General features: G+C 44.2%; 14 protein-coding genes. 10 read left to right on the top strand and 4 right to left on the bottom strand.

Annotated features, from left to right (window positions below; all coding sequences use genetic code 11):
- Nucleotide 1: 1 nt before the first annotated feature.
- A complete protein-coding gene (locus tag MHUN_RS16530; protein WP_011450095.1) occupies nucleotides 2-991 on the top strand; it encodes a type II secretion system F family protein in 990 nt (329 codons plus the stop codon).
- 28 nt (nucleotides 992-1019) lie between these two features.
- Here MHUN_RS16530 and MHUN_RS17965 read toward each other — a convergent pair whose 3' ends face one another.
- Nucleotides 1020-3056 (bottom strand): CHASE4 domain-containing protein, encoded by a 2037-nt coding sequence (locus MHUN_RS17965; protein ID WP_011450094.1) that lies wholly within the window; start codon nucleotides 3054-3056, stop codon nucleotides 1020-1022.
- Nucleotides 3057-3246: 190 nt separating this feature from the next.
- Nucleotides 3247-4698, bottom strand: a complete 1452-nt coding sequence (locus MHUN_RS16520; protein WP_011450093.1) for a PAS domain-containing response regulator — start codon at nucleotides 4696-4698, stop codon at nucleotides 3247-3249.
- A gap of 97 nt (nucleotides 4699-4795) precedes the next feature.
- Here MHUN_RS16520 and MHUN_RS16515 point away from each other — a divergent pair, with 97 nt between their 5' ends.
- Nucleotides 4796-6349, top strand: coding sequence for an ATP-binding protein (locus MHUN_RS16515; protein WP_011450092.1), 1554 nt, complete (start codon nucleotides 4796-4798; stop codon nucleotides 6347-6349).
- Nucleotides 6350-6375: 26 nt separating this feature from the next.
- On the opposite strand, the gene MHUN_RS16510 is transcribed toward MHUN_RS16515, so the two are convergent.
- Nucleotides 6376-7029, bottom strand: coding sequence for an acylphosphatase (locus MHUN_RS16510; protein WP_011450091.1), 654 nt, complete (start codon nucleotides 7027-7029; stop codon nucleotides 6376-6378).
- 205 nt (nucleotides 7030-7234) lie between these two features.
- Here MHUN_RS16510 and MHUN_RS16505 point away from each other — a divergent pair, with 205 nt between their 5' ends.
- Nucleotides 7235-8929: an ATP-binding protein gene (locus MHUN_RS16505; protein WP_011450090.1), complete on the top strand. Its 1695-nt coding sequence runs from the start codon at nucleotides 7235-7237 to the stop codon at nucleotides 8927-8929.
- 55 nt (nucleotides 8930-8984) lie between these two features.
- On the opposite strand, the gene MHUN_RS16500 is transcribed toward MHUN_RS16505, so the two are convergent.
- Entirely contained in the window at nucleotides 8985-9350 is a 366-nt protein-coding gene (locus MHUN_RS16500) for an acylphosphatase (RefSeq protein ID WP_011450089.1), read from the bottom strand.
- A gap of 239 nt (nucleotides 9351-9589) precedes the next feature.
- On the opposite strand from MHUN_RS16500, the gene MHUN_RS16495 reads away from it, so the two are divergent.
- The 7 genes from MHUN_RS16495 to MHUN_RS16465 are packed head-to-tail and all read left to right on the top strand — an operon-like array spanning nucleotide 9590 to nucleotide 15819.
- Nucleotides 9590-10540, top strand: a complete 951-nt coding sequence (locus tag MHUN_RS16495) for a glycosyltransferase family 2 protein (protein ID WP_011450088.1) — start codon at nucleotides 9590-9592, stop codon at nucleotides 10538-10540.
- Nucleotides 10541-10572: 32 nt separating this feature from the next.
- Complete coding sequence (gene acpS / locus MHUN_RS16490; protein ID WP_011450087.1) at nucleotides 10573-10983, top strand: holo-ACP synthase; 411 nt, start codon at nucleotides 10573-10575, stop codon at nucleotides 10981-10983.
- Nucleotides 10983-11213, top strand: a complete 231-nt coding sequence (locus MHUN_RS16485) for an acyl carrier protein (RefSeq protein ID WP_011450086.1) — start codon at nucleotides 10983-10985, stop codon at nucleotides 11211-11213. Before acpS ends, MHUN_RS16485 begins: the two co-directional genes overlap by 1 nt.
- Nucleotides 11214-11216: 3 nt before the next feature.
- Nucleotides 11217-12689: a class I adenylate-forming enzyme family protein gene (locus MHUN_RS16480; RefSeq protein WP_011450085.1), complete on the top strand. Its 1473-nt coding sequence runs from the start codon at nucleotides 11217-11219 to the stop codon at nucleotides 12687-12689.
- Entirely contained in the window at nucleotides 12670-13788 is a 1119-nt protein-coding gene (locus MHUN_RS16475; RefSeq protein ID WP_011450084.1) for an acyl-protein synthetase, read from the top strand. The genes MHUN_RS16480 and MHUN_RS16475 overlap by 20 nt, the downstream gene beginning before the upstream one ends.
- Nucleotides 13778-15073, top strand: a complete 1296-nt coding sequence (locus tag MHUN_RS16470) for an acyl-CoA reductase (protein ID WP_011450083.1) — start codon at nucleotides 13778-13780, stop codon at nucleotides 15071-15073. Before MHUN_RS16475 ends, MHUN_RS16470 begins: the two co-directional genes overlap by 11 nt.
- Complete coding sequence (locus tag MHUN_RS16465; protein ID WP_239441541.1) at nucleotides 15049-15819, top strand: 3-oxoacyl-ACP reductase family protein; 771 nt, start codon at nucleotides 15049-15051, stop codon at nucleotides 15817-15819. Before MHUN_RS16470 ends, MHUN_RS16465 begins: the two co-directional genes overlap by 25 nt.
- The last annotated feature ends 11 nt before the right edge of the window (nucleotides 15820-15830 follow it).

Below are 15830 nucleotides of genomic sequence, written 5' to 3'. Positions count from 1 at the left end.
GATGGGGCTATTTGAGAAGAAGAAAGTAGAACCTTCGACAGATCCGAAGAGTGATGAGATCTATAAAAAGATAGATACCTATCACCACTACTCTGAAGGTGCACTCCGGTTTGTCAAGCACCCCTTCAGGACCCTGTTTGAAAAGCCGATTAATATCCTCTATGTATCTGTCCCGGCAGGGCTTTTGGTCTTTATCATCGGGCTTTCTATGGTCATTCAGCAAGGCGGTCCTGAGGCGATACTTACCAATTCCTTCATTGATGATATTGCAGTCTTTACCACTATCATCATCGTCGGACCGCTCGCGATAACCGACCTTCTGGAGGGACGACGGATATCCAGTATTGAGGTTGCGCTTCCGAACTTCTTCAGGGACCTTGCCGGGATGCATGAGAGCGGGATGACCCTTCCCGGAGCAATTCACCTGGTCTCACAGGCAGAGTACGGTGCTCTGACTCCCCACATCCGTCAGCTTGACCAGCGGATATCCTGGAACTTTGCATTCATCGATGCCATCCGCCAGCTGGGAAAAGAGATCCCCATCCCTCTTGTGGAGCGGAGTGTGGATCTTGTTGCGCGGGCCAGTGATGCCGGTGGTGACATCGTTGAGGTTCTTCGTGCGGCCGGAAAGGACTCGGCAGAGTACGTGGTCATGAAGACTGACCGGAAGAACAACATGTTCATCTATGTTATCATCATCCTTGCCTCTTTTGCCGTGTTCCTCTTCGTCGTTATGATCCTCGTCTCTTCGTTCTTAAAGACCATGGCAGATCTCGGAGCAGAAAGCGGGGTATCCGGTCAGGCCGGGTTTAATCTCGGAGGTTTTGATCTCGCCCTCTATATCCGGGTATTCTCCCATGCCGGCATGTTCCAGGGGTTCTTCTCAGGGCTTGTGGCAGGAGTTATGGGAGAGGGCCGGGTGACTGCCGGTCTGAAATACTCTGTCCTTATGCTTATCATCGCCTGGGCAACCTTCCGGTTCATGGTATAGAGGATCAGATCCCGGCAGGTACAGAGGATCAGTCCTCTTCTACCTGCAGCACCTCCACCGGCCGGTATCCTCCCTCCGGAACTGTTATCAGAAACCGTGCCCCGATCCCGAATGTTCCCTGTTCGGTGATGGTAATCCCGGTCAGCGAAAGGACCTCCCGGACAAAAAAGAGGCCCCATCCAGTACCTGATCCAACTCCCCGTTCAAATACCCGTTCTTTCATATTCTCCGGAATCCCTTCACCATCATCCTCGTAACTGATGATGAGATCCTTATCCTGCAGGCGGGTATGAATCGTGATATAAAAGACATTCTTCCCATGCTTGAGGCTGTTATCGATGAGGTTGTAGAATACTTTCTGCAACAACTGGTCGGCAAATATCTCATAGTCTCCCCCTTCATACGTGAAGGTAAGGCCCTTTTTCTTTGTCATTGCATAGGCAAGACTCCAGCAGGTCCGAAGGTTCTGCCAGATGGGTGCCTGCATCCCGGCCTTCTGGTACTCCTTGGAGAACTCGATATGTTTGTTGACCCGGTCAGCAGCCTCCTCTGCAGCTTCTACCAGGTTTAAGATGACTTCATCGGTTGTCTTCCGATGGACCAGACCCAGCATCCCTCTGATAGTGGTGAGCTGGTTGACGATATCATGCCTGGTCATACTCCCGAGCAGGCTGAGTTTCTTATTAGAAAGGAGGAGTGCCTTTTCATTGTCCTTGAAGGTGGTTATATCGCTGATCACACACAGGTGCCCTTCCTGTCCGGTGTCGAGGGGATAGGGTGCTGAAACCACCCTGACGTAGAGCTCAGAGCCATCCTTCTTTCTGGTGTGCAGTTCGATGTGAACCGATTGATTACTAAGGAGTTCATTCACCGGTATGGGTTCACCTTCGAGAAGATCCGTGATCTCCATCCCGTTCAGTTCACCTGGCGTCCTGCCAAAGATGGATGCAAGTTTTGGATTTGCAAACCAGATCCGGAAATCCGGCCCGACAAGACAGATTCCTTCTTCGGCAAGGGCGATAAGCCGTGAGAGGCGCTGTTCGGTTGCATGTCGCTGCTCTACCGCCTGCTCAATCTGGTCAAGCATCTGATTTATGGATCTGCTCAGGTCACCGATCTCATCGTCCCGTCCGGTTTTAAGACGACCTGACAAGAGTCCGGTTTTTCCGATCTGTGCAAGTTCGGCATTCAGTTCTGAAAGGGGTGCTATTACAATCAGGTTGATGAGGGTGATGGCAACCCCCATGAAACATACCACCAGAAGCAGGAGTGAGAAGAAGAGATAGTCCCGTGTCAACAACCCGCTCTCATACAGGTCACGGACACTCTGTACCTGGAGGAGTAAAAACGGAGAACCATGAACATCTGAAAGAATCCTGTTCGACAGAATCGTGTCACCAGTTATCTGAGATCCGCTCAGGTCCGGGTATCCCTGGCTCCTCTCTTCGGGGGTGAGGATCCTGGCCGTCACATTCTGAAGCAGTTGATCAGATATATCAGAGAGTTTGTCCTGGTCAAGAGGGTTTAATACTGTGATGGTCCCCCTGGATGGCCCTCCCTGATGCGTGGTAAGTATGGGGTTCTGAGCAAATACCCATGCTGAATTATTCCATTCAAGAATACCTGAGTGCTTCTCCTGCGGAGTGCTGCTGATCTGCATAACCGCCTTCACAAGCTCGGTGGGAACACCGGTCAGATGATCCTTCCTTTCTCCTACTCCTCTCCCGACAATAACCGATCCGTTCAGGTCCTGAATAATTAAGGAGGTTATCTGTAATGCCTCAAATGTTGATAAAGCAAGGTTCGATGAGATATATTTCGGATCACGGCTCTGGGCAAAGTCATAGGTGGTATCCCATTCTCCCCAGTCTGTTGCAATCTGCTGCAGCCTTTTTATTTCTTCATCAATGGCATGTTCAGCCCGTATCAGATCCCGTTCCACGTACTTCTCCTCAAGGGAGGAGAATGAGTCCATGATGGTCAACTCAAACGAGAACAGAAGCACGAACATGACTGCAAAGAACGTGCATGCAATGATTAGAATCATCTTTGGGTAGAGCCGCATGATAACCTCCCTGAGAATCCCACGTGACTTCGTAAGGTGCAGATATGGGTGAGTGGAATTGTCCCGGGAACTGACCTGATACCTTGTGATCGTTCAGTTCATATCTCACGATGCCGGTTTTTTAAAACCAGACTATCTCATAGGATAATCCCACCCGGTAAGGGAAAAAAGTTCTGAGCTCAGTATTGGTTCAGGAGAGATCGACTGTGTGGATGAGTTCAGGTTTATCAACCGTAAAAGAGAAGGACCGGAGAATACCAGTTTCGTTGTGGATTACCCCGGTATACTGGCCGTAGAGTAACTGGAATGTAGTCTGGCCCTGCTGAGAGGTGACATCATTGCCGACAATCTTGCCTCCGCTCTTGATTGTAACCCGCAGACCGGCTACAGGCATTCCGCCTCTTACCAGGTTGATGATGATATTTCCAATCCCTTTTCTGACTGAGGAGATCTCGGGGATGGGGTTTGATGCCGGGACCCGGAGATGACTTTTATCATAGATGCGGCAGCCGGTTACAAACCTGTTCGCGATCTCAGGTTCAGTCGGATAGAAGGTGAAGTTCTGGCTGTTTTTCAGGAACAGGACACTCCGGTCACCATACAGAACCCCGGACCGGTCAATATATATGCCCCCTTCCGGTTCCCCCTTCATAAAGATGAGAAATGCCCGAAAACCTTCCGCCCCTGCTGTCGCTGCGATACCATAGGCTTTTTGGGCTTTCATCTCCCTGACCAGTTCTGGAAGCAGCCAGTTACCCAGGGGATGTGTGTTTTCGATGATAAAGTTCAATGGAACATTCTCATCAAAGTCACCGATATGCTGGGGGACATCGGTCATGGTCTGCTGGTATTTCTGTTCAGACTGCTGCAGGACCTCACGTGCCATCTCTGCCTGGCTGGTGTCCCGCCCGGTTGCCTTGGCACTGACGACCATTCCGTCAGAGCTGAATACACCTTCAATATGCCAGAGGATCTCGCTCTTTTTTCCGTCCGGATAGGTGACTACCGTCTCAAGATCGGTTGACGGGTTTTCTGGTGTCAGGGACCGGACCGTTTCAACAAGTCCTGCCCGGTCTTCATCAGATATGTCATGGAAAAACTTTTTTCCGATGAGATCGGTCGCAGGCATGGCATAGAGGGCACCGTAGGAGTCATTTGCTCTGATGATGGTAAGGTCAGGGAGGATGTCAACAAAGAGTTCAGTCTGAACGGTCAGGACGGAGTGATAAAGTTGTTCACGGGCAGCAAGTTCTTCTTTTACATGATGTCCTTCATATGCCTGCAGGATCCGCTGTTCAAGTTCACTGAACTGAACAACCGGATCACTTCCTTTTCTGATGTAGTAATCTGCGCCGCTGTTCAGGGCAGAAATGACGATATCTTCCTTTCCTTTGCCGGTAAAGAGGATAAACGGGGTACTCTCATAGTTAGCCCGTACATACTTGAGGAGTTGTATCCCGTCCATATCCTGCATCAGATAGTCAGATACGATAACATCGAACTTCCCGGTTCGCAACGCATCTATTGCCTCTTTTCCTGAAGAAACGCAGGTTAAGGTGACTTTTCCAGAGGCACCAAGATACTCCTGGGCAAGCATCAGATGCGGAAGTTCATCATCTACATACAGGACTGAAACGGGCATGAATGGGTTAGTGTATGTTTGTTTCCTATTAAATTTATTGTTATAAATCTGGCAAAAGGAAAGGTGAAAGCACTATACATCCTATCCTTATACATACATGGCCAGAACTCTCCTCCCTATCGGTATCCAGTCCTTTGAAAAAATCCGTCGTGAGGGGTATGTATATGTGGATAAAACCCCGTTCATCCTTGATCTGGTTCAGAGGGGGTCATATTACTTTCTTTCAAGGCCACGCCGGTTTGGAAAAAGCCTGTTTGTCGATACGCTTGATTGTGCCTTTTCAGGGAAGGCTTACCTGTTTGAGGGTCTTGCACTGACAAAGCCGGATTCGATATGGGACTTTACAAGGGCCTCACCAGTTCTGCGGATTGATTTCTCCGGGGGCACGATCAGATCTGCAGATGACCTGACCGGCAGATTACACCGGATTATTGATCTGTGGGAAGAAGAGTTCAACGTAAAAAGAACAGAGGGATCGCCTGGAGAACGACTGGTATATCTTGTTCCCCGGATTGCCGAAGTGACTGGAAAACACGTGGTCATCCTTGTTGATGAGTATGACAAGCCGATCCTGGATAATCTGGAAAAACCTGATCTTTCTCTTGAGCTCCGGGACCTGCTCCGGGATTTTTATGGTGCTATAAAACCGCTGGATGTACACCTTCGGTTTGTTTTTCTGACCGGAGTCTCAAAGTTCAGTAAGACAGGTATCTTTTCAGGTCTGAATAATCTGAAAGATATCACCCTTGACCGGCGGTACTCATCCATCTGTGGGTATACTGAGTCTGATGTCCGGGAGATGTTTGGTTCCCTGATGGCAGCGTATGATTCGGATCTTGTTGCCAGCTGGTATAATGGCTATTCATGGGCGGGTGAGTCGGTATACAATCCGTTTGATATTCTTCTCTTCCTGGACGAGGGAACAATTCGTCCATATTGGTTTGAAACGGGAACCCCGGGATTTCTTGTAAAAATACTTGCTGAAACCCCCCGTTCCCTTCCTGATCTTGACACGCTGATTACCGGAGAAGAGCTCCTTGGTTCATTCCAGATAGATGACATAAAACCTGAAACACTGCTTTTTCAGGCAGGGTACCTGACGATAAAAGATGTTACCCATATTGGAGAAAAGGCATTCTATCGCTTAGGATTTCCAAACCTGGAAGTGAAAAGTGCCTTCTCCTCTCTCATGCTGGAGGTGCTTACGAAAAACTCCGGGACCAGTATTATACAGAGAAATCTGGATCGTGTCATGAGCACTGGTGATGCGGATAACCTTCGGGAAGTATTTTACTCATTCTTTGCCTCCATACCTCATGAGTGGTATCGAAAAAACCAGTTATCCGGTTTTGAGGGGTACTATGCAAGTGTTGTATATGCCTACTTTGCAAGTCTCGGGTACCAGGTTATTGCAGAGGACACAACAAACCGTGGCAGAATTGATCTTACCGTCATAACAAAGAATTCCATCTGGGTTTTTGAATTTAAGGTTCAGTCATCTGATGGAAACAAGGGAAAGAGTCCTCTTGCACAGATTCAGGAGAAAAGGTATGCAGAAAAGTACCGGGCTGATGGGCGGCCGGTTGTTGAAGTCGGGGTGGTTTTTGATCCTGAAACGAGAAATATTGTTTCATGGGAGACGGGGCGGTGAGGTTTTTGGGAGATGATTTCTAGAGCTCAATGGATTTTTATTCCGGCGTCATTAAGGGCGTTTTCTATAGAATGAAGCCTTTTGTGGATCTCTGAAAATTCTTTCTCAAGATACGATTTGGAGTCTTTTCGAAGGCCTTTGATCTCATCGACGGTTTCATGCTGGACAGAGATCATGTCATCCTGTTTCCCAATCATTTGGTCTTGTTTTTCAAGCATCTGGTCTTGTTTTTGCAACATCTGGTCCTGTTTTTCAAGCATCCGATCCTGTTTATCCAGAGAGGTATGCATCATCTCTATCAATGTTGTTGAATTATCAGCTGCGGTCTTACTGTATTTACCAATAAGATTAAGGTGTTGGATTGCGGTATCCATCCGTTCAGCCATCTCTTCACCCGTGTCACCCCTGATTATCTTGAACGTTCGAAACTCCCCGGTGTATGGTTCTTCCCGTGTTTCAATCGATTCGACGTTGATTGGAAAATCCTGTATATATATTATATTCGAAAAGTGGGATATTGCTTCTTTTGTTCCTTCTGCAATGATCTGAACGTCAAGATCTTCGAGATTCCTTACTTCTCCTTTAATACCATTTTTTATAGCCAGTTTCTGAACAACATCACGATATCCGACACGCTGGACATCTCCATGAATGATATATCTGGAGCGAATGAGATCCATCTTGCATAATTATAGAGTATCTTTGCATAAATACATGGTAGATGAGAGGTTATTGGATATTCTTGAATCATTTGGTCTTTCTTTCCCGACAAACCGATTATTAAAAAGTGAGATTGCCCAAAAGAAAATAGTCGGAATTATAGTTCAGCATTCCTGACACGAGCGGTGAACCTATACTGTTATATGATCATACCCTCTGTATCCAATGGTGCAAAAAAGGATCCCCTATGGTATCAGTAATTTCAGGACTATCATAGAAGAGGGATATGTATATGTAGATAAAACTCCTTTTATCCGTCTTCTTGAGGAGAATCCTGCTCCATATGTATTTTTCCTTCGCCCCAGACGGTTTGGAAAAAGCCTCTTTGTCTCTTTGTTAGAAAACTACTATGATATCAATCAATGCGATAGTTTTTCTTCGCTCTTCTCAGGGACCGATATCGGAAAAAACCCAACATCGAAACATAACTCCTACTATATCTTAAGTTTTAACTTTTCTGCGTTAACGACCAGCTCTGAGGATTCCCTCTTTGCCAGTATCTCTGCCAGGACAAAGCAGTCTCTGGTTCGATTTATTGAACTGTATCATCTTGATTTCATACCGGACTTCTCCGGTTATCCGGCAGATATGCTTGCCGATTTTTTTTCACGATTACCTTCAGAAATGAGGGGGCGGGTTTTTGTCCTCATTGATGAGTATGATCATTTTGCAAATGAACTTCTCAGTTTTGATCTGGATCTCTTTCAGGATACCTTAAGCAGGCAGGGCTTTATAAGGAAATGGTATGAAGCTCTTAAGATCGGGACACAAGAATTTGTAGGAAGAATTTTTGCAACCGGGGTTTCTCCGGTAACCCTTGATAGTCTTACATCCGGGTTTAATATTGCAGATGACCTTACCAGAAATCCGGTCTTCCATGAGATGATGGGGTTTACTGAACAGGAAATCAGGAGCCTCATCGGACAGATCTTACCTGCTGATATGTATACTCCTGACCTGGTCAGAACGCTGCGTGAGTATTATAATGGGTACCTGTTCTCGGAAGATGCAGATGTCCGGCTTTTTAACAGTGATATGATCCTCTATTATATCAAAAGTTATCTTGCACGGCACAAACCCCCGGAAAAACTACTGGATATGAATATTGCCAGTGATTATGGTAAGATAGACCGGCTTATGAGACTGAAATCCCCTGAACAAAATATTGCTGTATTGCAGGAGATTCTTGATGCCGGGTGTGTTACTGCACGGCTGACCGATCAGTTCTCCATGGAGAGAAGGTTTACTCCGGATGACTTTAAATCCCTCCTTTTCTACCTAGGGTTTCTGACAATCAGGGATAATATGCCGGGGAGGGTAAGTCTTCAGATCCCGAATTTTGTTATCCGGGGGATATATTCAGATTTTTTCCTGGATGTCATCTCACGAAAAGCAGAGTACCACCCGGATACCGGGTCAATATTGCATGCAATCGAAGAGATCGCATGGGAGGGAAGGTGTGACAAACTGGTTGTCCTCGTAGAAGAACTGCTTCATTCATTTTCAAACCGGGATTATATCGGATTTGATGAGAAATATATCAAGATCATTATTTTTACCTTCGCTCAAATGAGTAACCTCTACCTGGTCAAGTCAGAATATGAGGTGCCGGATGGATATATCGACATTGCTCTGTTGGCACGGGAGCCCTGGAATCCTGATTACAATGCCTTTTTCGAGCTCAAGTACCTGAAAATGAAAGATGCATGTGAGGAGAGGGTTCAGGAGGTTTTGAATGATGGAATCATGCAGCTCAAAAAGTATTCAGCACCCCCTGAACTTGCGGGGCTTAAGAACCTGAAGAAATGGGTATTGGTGTTTACCGGGGATCGATGTGTCCGGATACATGAGGTGGAGTGATTATGGAAACTATCAGGAAAGGGATCGTCTCATCCCGTTTTCTAAACATCTGATCCTACTTTTCCTGGTTCATTGATGTATTTTCAAATACTCGGCAGAGGCGTGTTACAGCCACATCTATTAATTCAAATAACTCCTGGTCTTTATCACCACGGATTATTTCGAACTTTTTTAAATCTCCTGTTGGTTCCTGCCAGGTGACGTTCATATCTTGGACATCAATCGGGTATTCACTCACATTGATCTCCTTAATAAAGTTTCTAAGATCACTCTCTTGTCCCTCTGCGATTATTTCAACGTCGTCTGACTCAAGATATTGAACATAACCTGATATGTTCTTCCTGAAGGTAGCATTTCGGACATGCTCCCGATATCCTACACCCTGAACGTAACCTTTGGAGATAATTTTTACCCGTTTCATATTGTTCCTCCCTCTGGGGTATCTGTGTAAAATGTATAGTATATCGTGGTGAATACCTTTCTTAATTTGATAGGTGAAAGGAGCTCATGGGGCTTTTATTCGGCGGTTCCAGTATTTTGACAGATATTTATAATATTAAAGAAGTAAATCTCTTTGGGCGTTCATATTTGTATATACAAATTTTATTCAATCAATACAATCATGGATAATCCATCAAAAATTGATACCTATGAGGTCTGATGTATCGAAATAAAAAAATCGGTGTTGTTATTCCTGCATACAAAGAGGAATTGCTTATTGTGCCTACTCTGGAGTCTGTTCCGGATTTCGTTGACCGGGTGTATGCTGTGAATGATGCATCACCAGATCGGACCGGATCTCTCATCGATTCATATGCGGAGAGGGACAGCCGGGTGGTCCCCATCCATCATCAAAAAAACAAAGGGGTAGGGGGTGCAATCATCTCCGGATATAAAGAAGCCCTTTCTGATGGGATGGATATTGTTGCGGTGATGGCTGGGGACAATCAGATGGATCCAACTTTCCTTCCTGAACTCCTGGATCCAGTGGTTGAGGGTGTTGTGGATTACTCGGTTGGGAACCGGTTAGTAAATGAGAAGTTCAGGCAGGGAATGTCAAAGTGGCGGTTTGTCGGGAACTCTGTTTTGACATTACTGACGAAAATTGCGTCTGGATACTGGCAATTAATGGATCCCCAAAATGGGTACACGGCGATTTCGCGTCGTGCTCTGGAGACAATTTCATTAGATGAAATCTATCCTGGTTACGGATACTGTAATGATCTTCTGGTCTGGCTGAATACGTTTGGATTCAGGGTCCGAAATGTTCCTCATCCTGCAAGGTATGGTTTAGAACGATCAAAAATAAAGTATTCAACGTATATTGTCCGTTTATCCTGGTTATTATTGAATGCGTTTATCTGGCGGATGAAGACGAAATATATTGTATTATCATTTCATCCACTCGTGTTTTTTTATTGTGCAGGTGTATTTTTTACGTTTATTTCGTTTTTGTTTGGTTTGTATGCACTATGGTTTAAGTTTATAATGAATAATTCGATATTTGTTCCGGCGGTTGTTTCGGTGATAGTGTTTGGGATTGGGGTGCAGTTTTTACTTTCCGCAATGATGTTTGATATGCAGGAGGAGAATAAAGGGGTGTGGTATTGAGAAAATAATTCTTCTTCAAGTGGATATGGAACATGCTCAACAATAATTTCAGAATACCAAAATTTTCTATTGGTATTGATATGGAATTGATTGAAAGGTTTGAAAAAATTTCTCTCGAATCACATAGTAACTTATTAAGACGAATTTTCACACAGAATGAACTGGATTATTGTTTTTCTAAAATAGATCCTGCACAGAGTTTATGTGGGCGTTTTTGTGCTAAAGAAGCGATAATCAAAGCTTTTTCATCACTTGATCAAACGGTCATCTCTTTTACAGATATTGAGATATTGCATGTGGATAAAAAAGGTCCGAAGGCGATCATTATAGGTAAACAGTTTTCAACAGATTTTTTAGACCGGGTTGAGATAAAGATAAGTATCTCACATACTGCTCAGGCAGCAGTCAGTAATGCATTGGTTGTGTATTGGTGTGATATGTGATGCATGAAGAAAAAATTAAAAAAATATTTGCTCAAGCATTTGAAATTCCTGAAGAAGAAGTACATGATGACATTGCTTATAATTCCTATCAACCATGGGATTCTCTCAAACACCTTCAATTAGTGTCCATGTTGGAAGAAGAACTGGGTATTGAGTTTGAGATGGATGACATTATTGATATGAGTTCTTATAAGAAAGTCCGTGAAATTGTATTAAAATATCTTACATAAAAAATGAATTTTATCGATTTCTTATTTGAACATACAAAGGATTCAGATAAATCTCTTATTTTATCCGGGGACAAGTCTTGTTCATATCGTGACATCTGGTGTTCTATACTCCGAATATCTGTATGGATACAGAATTCCATTGGAACGAATAGTCGGATTGGAATCCTTGCAGATAACTCTACTTTTTTTATCCAGGCATATGCAGGAATAATTCATTCAGGAAATACTGCTGTCGTAATTGATACAAAGAGTTCTCCAAAAGATATCGAACAGATAATTACCCGATGTTCTATTCAGATTGTTTTCGCGGATCAGAAATATGAATCATTGCTGGCCGGAGTAAAGGTACTCTCTTCTCAACCCGTCGATATCACTCATAGTGATATGTCTTTTCATTCCCATATTCCAAAGGATGAATGTGCAGTAATCATTTTTACCTCAGGAAGTACCGGGGTCAAAAAAGGGGTAATGTTGACTCATAAAAATCTCATTGCAAACACCAATTCAATTCTTCAATACCTGAATCTCTCTTCAGATGACCGGATGATGGTTGTTCTACCTTTCTTTTATTGTTATGGTGCGTCACTTCTTCATACTCACATACGGGTTGGGGGTAGTCTCGTTCTTAATCAGTCTCCATTTCTGGGAGGAGCGTTAAAAGGAATACATGAGTTTCAATGTACCGGATTTGCTGGTGTTCCGAGTACCTTTTTAATCCTGGTTCAAAAAACCCCTTTTCTCACAATGAGGTTTCCAAGCCTTCGATATTTAACCCAGGCCGGAGGACATCTCGCCTGTTCAGTGATTCATGAAATTGCCAGAACCTTTGCTGATAAAAAATTTTTTGTGATGTATGGAGCAACGGAGGCAACGGCCCGATTATCATATCTTCCTCCTGAGTTCCTGTTTAAAAAACCTGATTCTATCGGGAAAGGGATTCCCGGGGTTACTCTTGAGGTCCGTGGTAAGGATGGCAAAAAAGTCAAACCCGGTGAAGTAGGTGAGATTGTCGCAGCCGGGGATAATATCATGGCCGGGTATCTGGAGGATCCGGATGAGACTGCCAAGGTTATCAAAGATGGGTGGTATTATACCGGAGATCTTGCGACTGTTGATGAAGAAGGGTTTATTTATATAATCGGAAGGAAAGGTACTTTTATTAAATCTGCAGGTTTTCGGGTATCACCGCAGGAGATTGAAGACGTAATAATGCAGGTTGAATATGTAGGTGTATGTGTGGTGTTTGGTATTCCTCATCCGATTCTGGGAGAAGCAATAGTTGCCTGTATTCAATCGGATTATGATAGTGAATCCCTAATATCTGAGGTAAAAAAACACTGTGCTGGTCATCTTCCCTCCCATAAACAACCGACAGATATATTAGTCCTTCAAAATCTTCCTTTGAATTCATCTGGAAAGCCTGATAGGGACGCCATTAAAAGACTTTACTCTTCATATGACTGTAAATCCGAATGATCATCTGATCTCCCTGATATGGAAGTATGGGGTGTATGATCTTACTGAAATTGAGCGAGAGAACATACTCCTTCCCATTATCAAAGAGCAGATCAGGAATGCTCTCATCAATCCACATATACGTTCATATTATGAAAAAGTTTCAATGAACCCGGAAGATATCTCTTCTCTTGCCGATGTCCCCTGGGTGCCGGTAACCATGTTCAAGGAGTTCGACCTCGCAACGGTGCCAGCTGATGATATTGTAAAGATTCTTCGTTCATCCGGAACAACCGGTCAGCAGACGAGTAAAATTCCCTTAGATAAAATTACCATTCAGAATCAGAACAGATCTCTCTCGAAAATTCTAGCACACTATCTCGGCCCGAAGCGTCTGATTTTTATCGTGATAGATCATCCGGAGATAAATGATCCTGCACATGAATTTTCAGCCAGGACTGCCGGAGTAAGGGGTTTGTCTCTCTATGCGAGGAAGACAATTTATCTTTTGAAAAAAGAAGGGGATTATCTTACTGTTAACCCCGAGGCTCTTGAAGAAATCAGGCAGCTCGATCGGGGTATACCGGTTTATCTGTTTGGTTTTACCTGGATTATCTGGTCGGTGTGCATACCGTATTTCAAGAAACATGATATCCATCTTCATCTTTCCGGAGGGACCCTGTTTCATGGCGGAGGATGGAAAAACCTTCAGAATATTGCTGTCGGGAAGGATTTTTTTACCATGAATATACGTGATTTTTTTGGAATACCTTCATACCGGGTTTTGGATTTCTATGGGATGGCAGAACAGACCGGGATCATCTTTCCTGATTGTGAGTGCGGATATAAGCACGTCCCAGCCTGTGCGAAGATCATTATCCGGAATATTCAGACATTAAAGCCTTGTGGGGAAGGAGAGCGCGGACTTATAGAAGTAATGAGTATTCTTCCCAATAGTTATTATGGGCAGGCTCTTTTGACTGAAGATACCGGGAGAATTATCGGGTGGGATGGATGCCCCTGTGGAAGAAGGGGTGTGTTTTTTGAATTTTTAAACCGGGTCGAACGTGCAGAAATACGGGGATGCGGGGATACCTTCCGGGTGGATCATGGAAGATAATATTCATATTTATGCAGGGGGTTGTGTAGACAAAGAACGATATGTTGAATCATTCACCGAATTGATACAGGAACTGGAGGAGAATCGTCGTGCCCTGTTTGAGTGTCCGGATGAGATCATCATTCACCTGTTTGCACACTTTGGAAAGGAGATTATTAAAGATTCTTCTCTGGCATATATTCCTGGTCTTTCTTACCTTTCCCTGTGGCTTCGGAAGGAAAACCTCCATGCAATCTATCTGGCAAATTTTGGGATAAAACCGGGCATAAGGGATTCTATCCAGGTAGATTCCCGAAGTGAGATGATTCATGTTCCCCGGGGAGTCGTCTGTCATTGGATTGCAGGAAACATTCCGCTTCTTGGTTTTTTCTCTCTGGTTTTAGCAACTCTTGGAAAAAATGCCAGTATTTTGAAAATTCATCCATCAGTCTATAAATATCTCAACCCGTTATTACAGAAACTTGAGGAGGTTACCATTGAAATTGATAGAGTATCATATAGCGGGAAAGTCATAACCTTATCAGTCTCGCTGGTTTCCTTTCCTGGAAAAAATGAGATCATGAGCCGGGACTTTTCATTGTCTGCAGACTGCAGGGTAATCTATGGCAGTCATGAGGCAGTGCAGGCGATATCCTGTCTCCCACATCAGGTCCATGCTGATACAATAGTATATGGTCCCAAATATTCTTTTGCGGTTTTTGATAAGGAAGCGGTTGAGTCACCTGAATTCTCTTCGATGCTGAAGGGACTTGCTCAGGATATTGTTCTTTATAACCAGGCAGCCTGTTCTTCGCCTCATACGATATTTTTCGAAAAGAGTAAAATGTTACTTCATGACATTGCAGAGCAGTTAAAATCGGCTTTTCAAACTCTTCCTGAAAGAATGTTTTATCCCCTGGATGAGGGGATCGCCATCTCGGTTATTAATACCCGTGCCCGATATCTGCTTGATAGTTCCAAGGATATTCTTTTATCTGATGATTTGAAATGGACTGTCTGTATAAATGATACCATCTCTCTTGAGGAACCGGTTCAGGGAAGGTGTGTTTTTGTGAAGGAAGTATCCGATATTGATCAGGTTCTTCCCCTTGTAACCCGGAAGGTTCAGACGGTTGCTTTGGGGATGGTTGATCAAGTCAGGAAAGAGAGATATGTCCGGGAACTTGCTTACCGGGGAGTGGACCGGGTGATGGCTCCAGGGGCGATGCATGAATTTACTCAGCCATGGGATGGGATGCTTGGAGCCGGAAGGATGGTCCGGTGGATTGCGGTGGTGAAAAAATGACGGGTTTACTTGAGAATAAGGTATTATTAGTAACAGGTGGTAGCCGGGGTATTGGTAAGGCCATCGCTCTTCGCTGTGCTGACGAAGGTGCAAAAGTTGTAATAACTTGGGAATCACATGAAGAGTCAGCAAAGAATGTGGTAAACGAGATTCATCATAAAAACGGTTCGGCTATGGCAATTCAGGCTGATGTCCGGAATGAAGATGATGTTAAAAAGGTAATAAATAAAATAAAAGGGGAATATGGAAGACTTGACATTCTTGTGAATAATGCAGGGATAATGAAAAATAACCTACTTCTTATGACAAAAACAGAAGAGTTTGATTTATTACTTGCAACAAACTGTAAAGGACCGTTTCTCTATTCCCGTGCTGCTGCAAAACTTATGCTTAAACATAAATCAGGACGTATTATTAATATTTCTTCTGTGGTCGGGGTTTATGGCAGTAAGGGTCAGTCGGTTTATTCAGCCACAAAATCATTTTTGATTGCTTTTACTAAATCACTCGCAAAAGAACTAGGGCCTTTCGGAATCACTGTTAATGCTATTGCTCCTGGTTTTATCGATACTGATCTAACTCATGATGTGAAGGATGAAACCCGCCAGGATTTATTATCTCATATCCCTTTAGGAAGAATCGGGCAGGCGGATGATATTGCAAAAGCCGTAGTCTTCCTTGCATCAGATCTTGGCTCATATGTGAATGGCCAGATTCTTGGGGTTGATGGCGGTCAGGTGATCTGATTATTTTTAAG

Source organism: Methanospirillum hungatei JF-1, assembly GCF_000013445.1.
Lineage (GTDB): Archaea > Halobacteriota > Methanomicrobia > Methanomicrobiales > Methanospirillaceae > Methanospirillum > Methanospirillum hungatei.
The sequence above is the reverse complement of the archived record's forward strand: the minus strand, read 5'-3'. Positions and strand labels throughout refer to the sequence as shown.

Excerpts from the sequence above, each read along its gene's own strand:
- MHUN_RS16530 (WP_011450095.1), top strand. The coding sequence starts at position 2 with ATGGGGCTATTTGAGAAGAAGAAAGTAGAACCTTCGACAGATCCGAAG.
- MHUN_RS17965 (WP_011450094.1), bottom strand. The coding sequence starts at position 3,056 with ATGCGGCTCTACCCAAAGATGATTCTAATCATTGCATGCACGTTCTTT.
- MHUN_RS16520 (WP_011450093.1), bottom strand. The coding sequence starts at position 4,698 with ATGCCCGTTTCAGTCCTGTATGTAGATGATGAACTTCCGCATCTGATG.
- MHUN_RS16515 (WP_011450092.1), top strand. The coding sequence starts at position 4,796 with ATGGCCAGAACTCTCCTCCCTATCGGTATCCAGTCCTTTGAAAAAATC.
- MHUN_RS16510 (WP_011450091.1), bottom strand. The coding sequence starts at position 7,029 with ATGGATCTCATTCGCTCCAGATATATCATTCATGGAGATGTCCAGCGT.
- MHUN_RS16505 (WP_011450090.1), top strand. The coding sequence starts at position 7,235 with ATGGTGCAAAAAAGGATCCCCTATGGTATCAGTAATTTCAGGACTATC.
- MHUN_RS16500 (WP_011450089.1), bottom strand. The coding sequence starts at position 9,350 with ATGAAACGGGTAAAAATTATCTCCAAAGGTTACGTTCAGGGTGTAGGA.
- MHUN_RS16495 (WP_011450088.1), top strand. The coding sequence starts at position 9,590 with ATGTATCGAAATAAAAAAATCGGTGTTGTTATTCCTGCATACAAAGAG.
- acpS (WP_011450087.1), top strand. The coding sequence starts at position 10,573 with ATGCTCAACAATAATTTCAGAATACCAAAATTTTCTATTGGTATTGAT.
- MHUN_RS16485 (WP_011450086.1), top strand. The coding sequence starts at position 10,983 with ATGCATGAAGAAAAAATTAAAAAAATATTTGCTCAAGCATTTGAAATT.
- MHUN_RS16480 (WP_011450085.1), top strand. The coding sequence starts at position 11,217 with ATGAATTTTATCGATTTCTTATTTGAACATACAAAGGATTCAGATAAA.
- MHUN_RS16475 (WP_011450084.1), top strand. The coding sequence starts at position 12,670 with ATGACTGTAAATCCGAATGATCATCTGATCTCCCTGATATGGAAGTAT.
- MHUN_RS16470 (WP_011450083.1), top strand. The coding sequence starts at position 13,778 with ATGGAAGATAATATTCATATTTATGCAGGGGGTTGTGTAGACAAAGAA.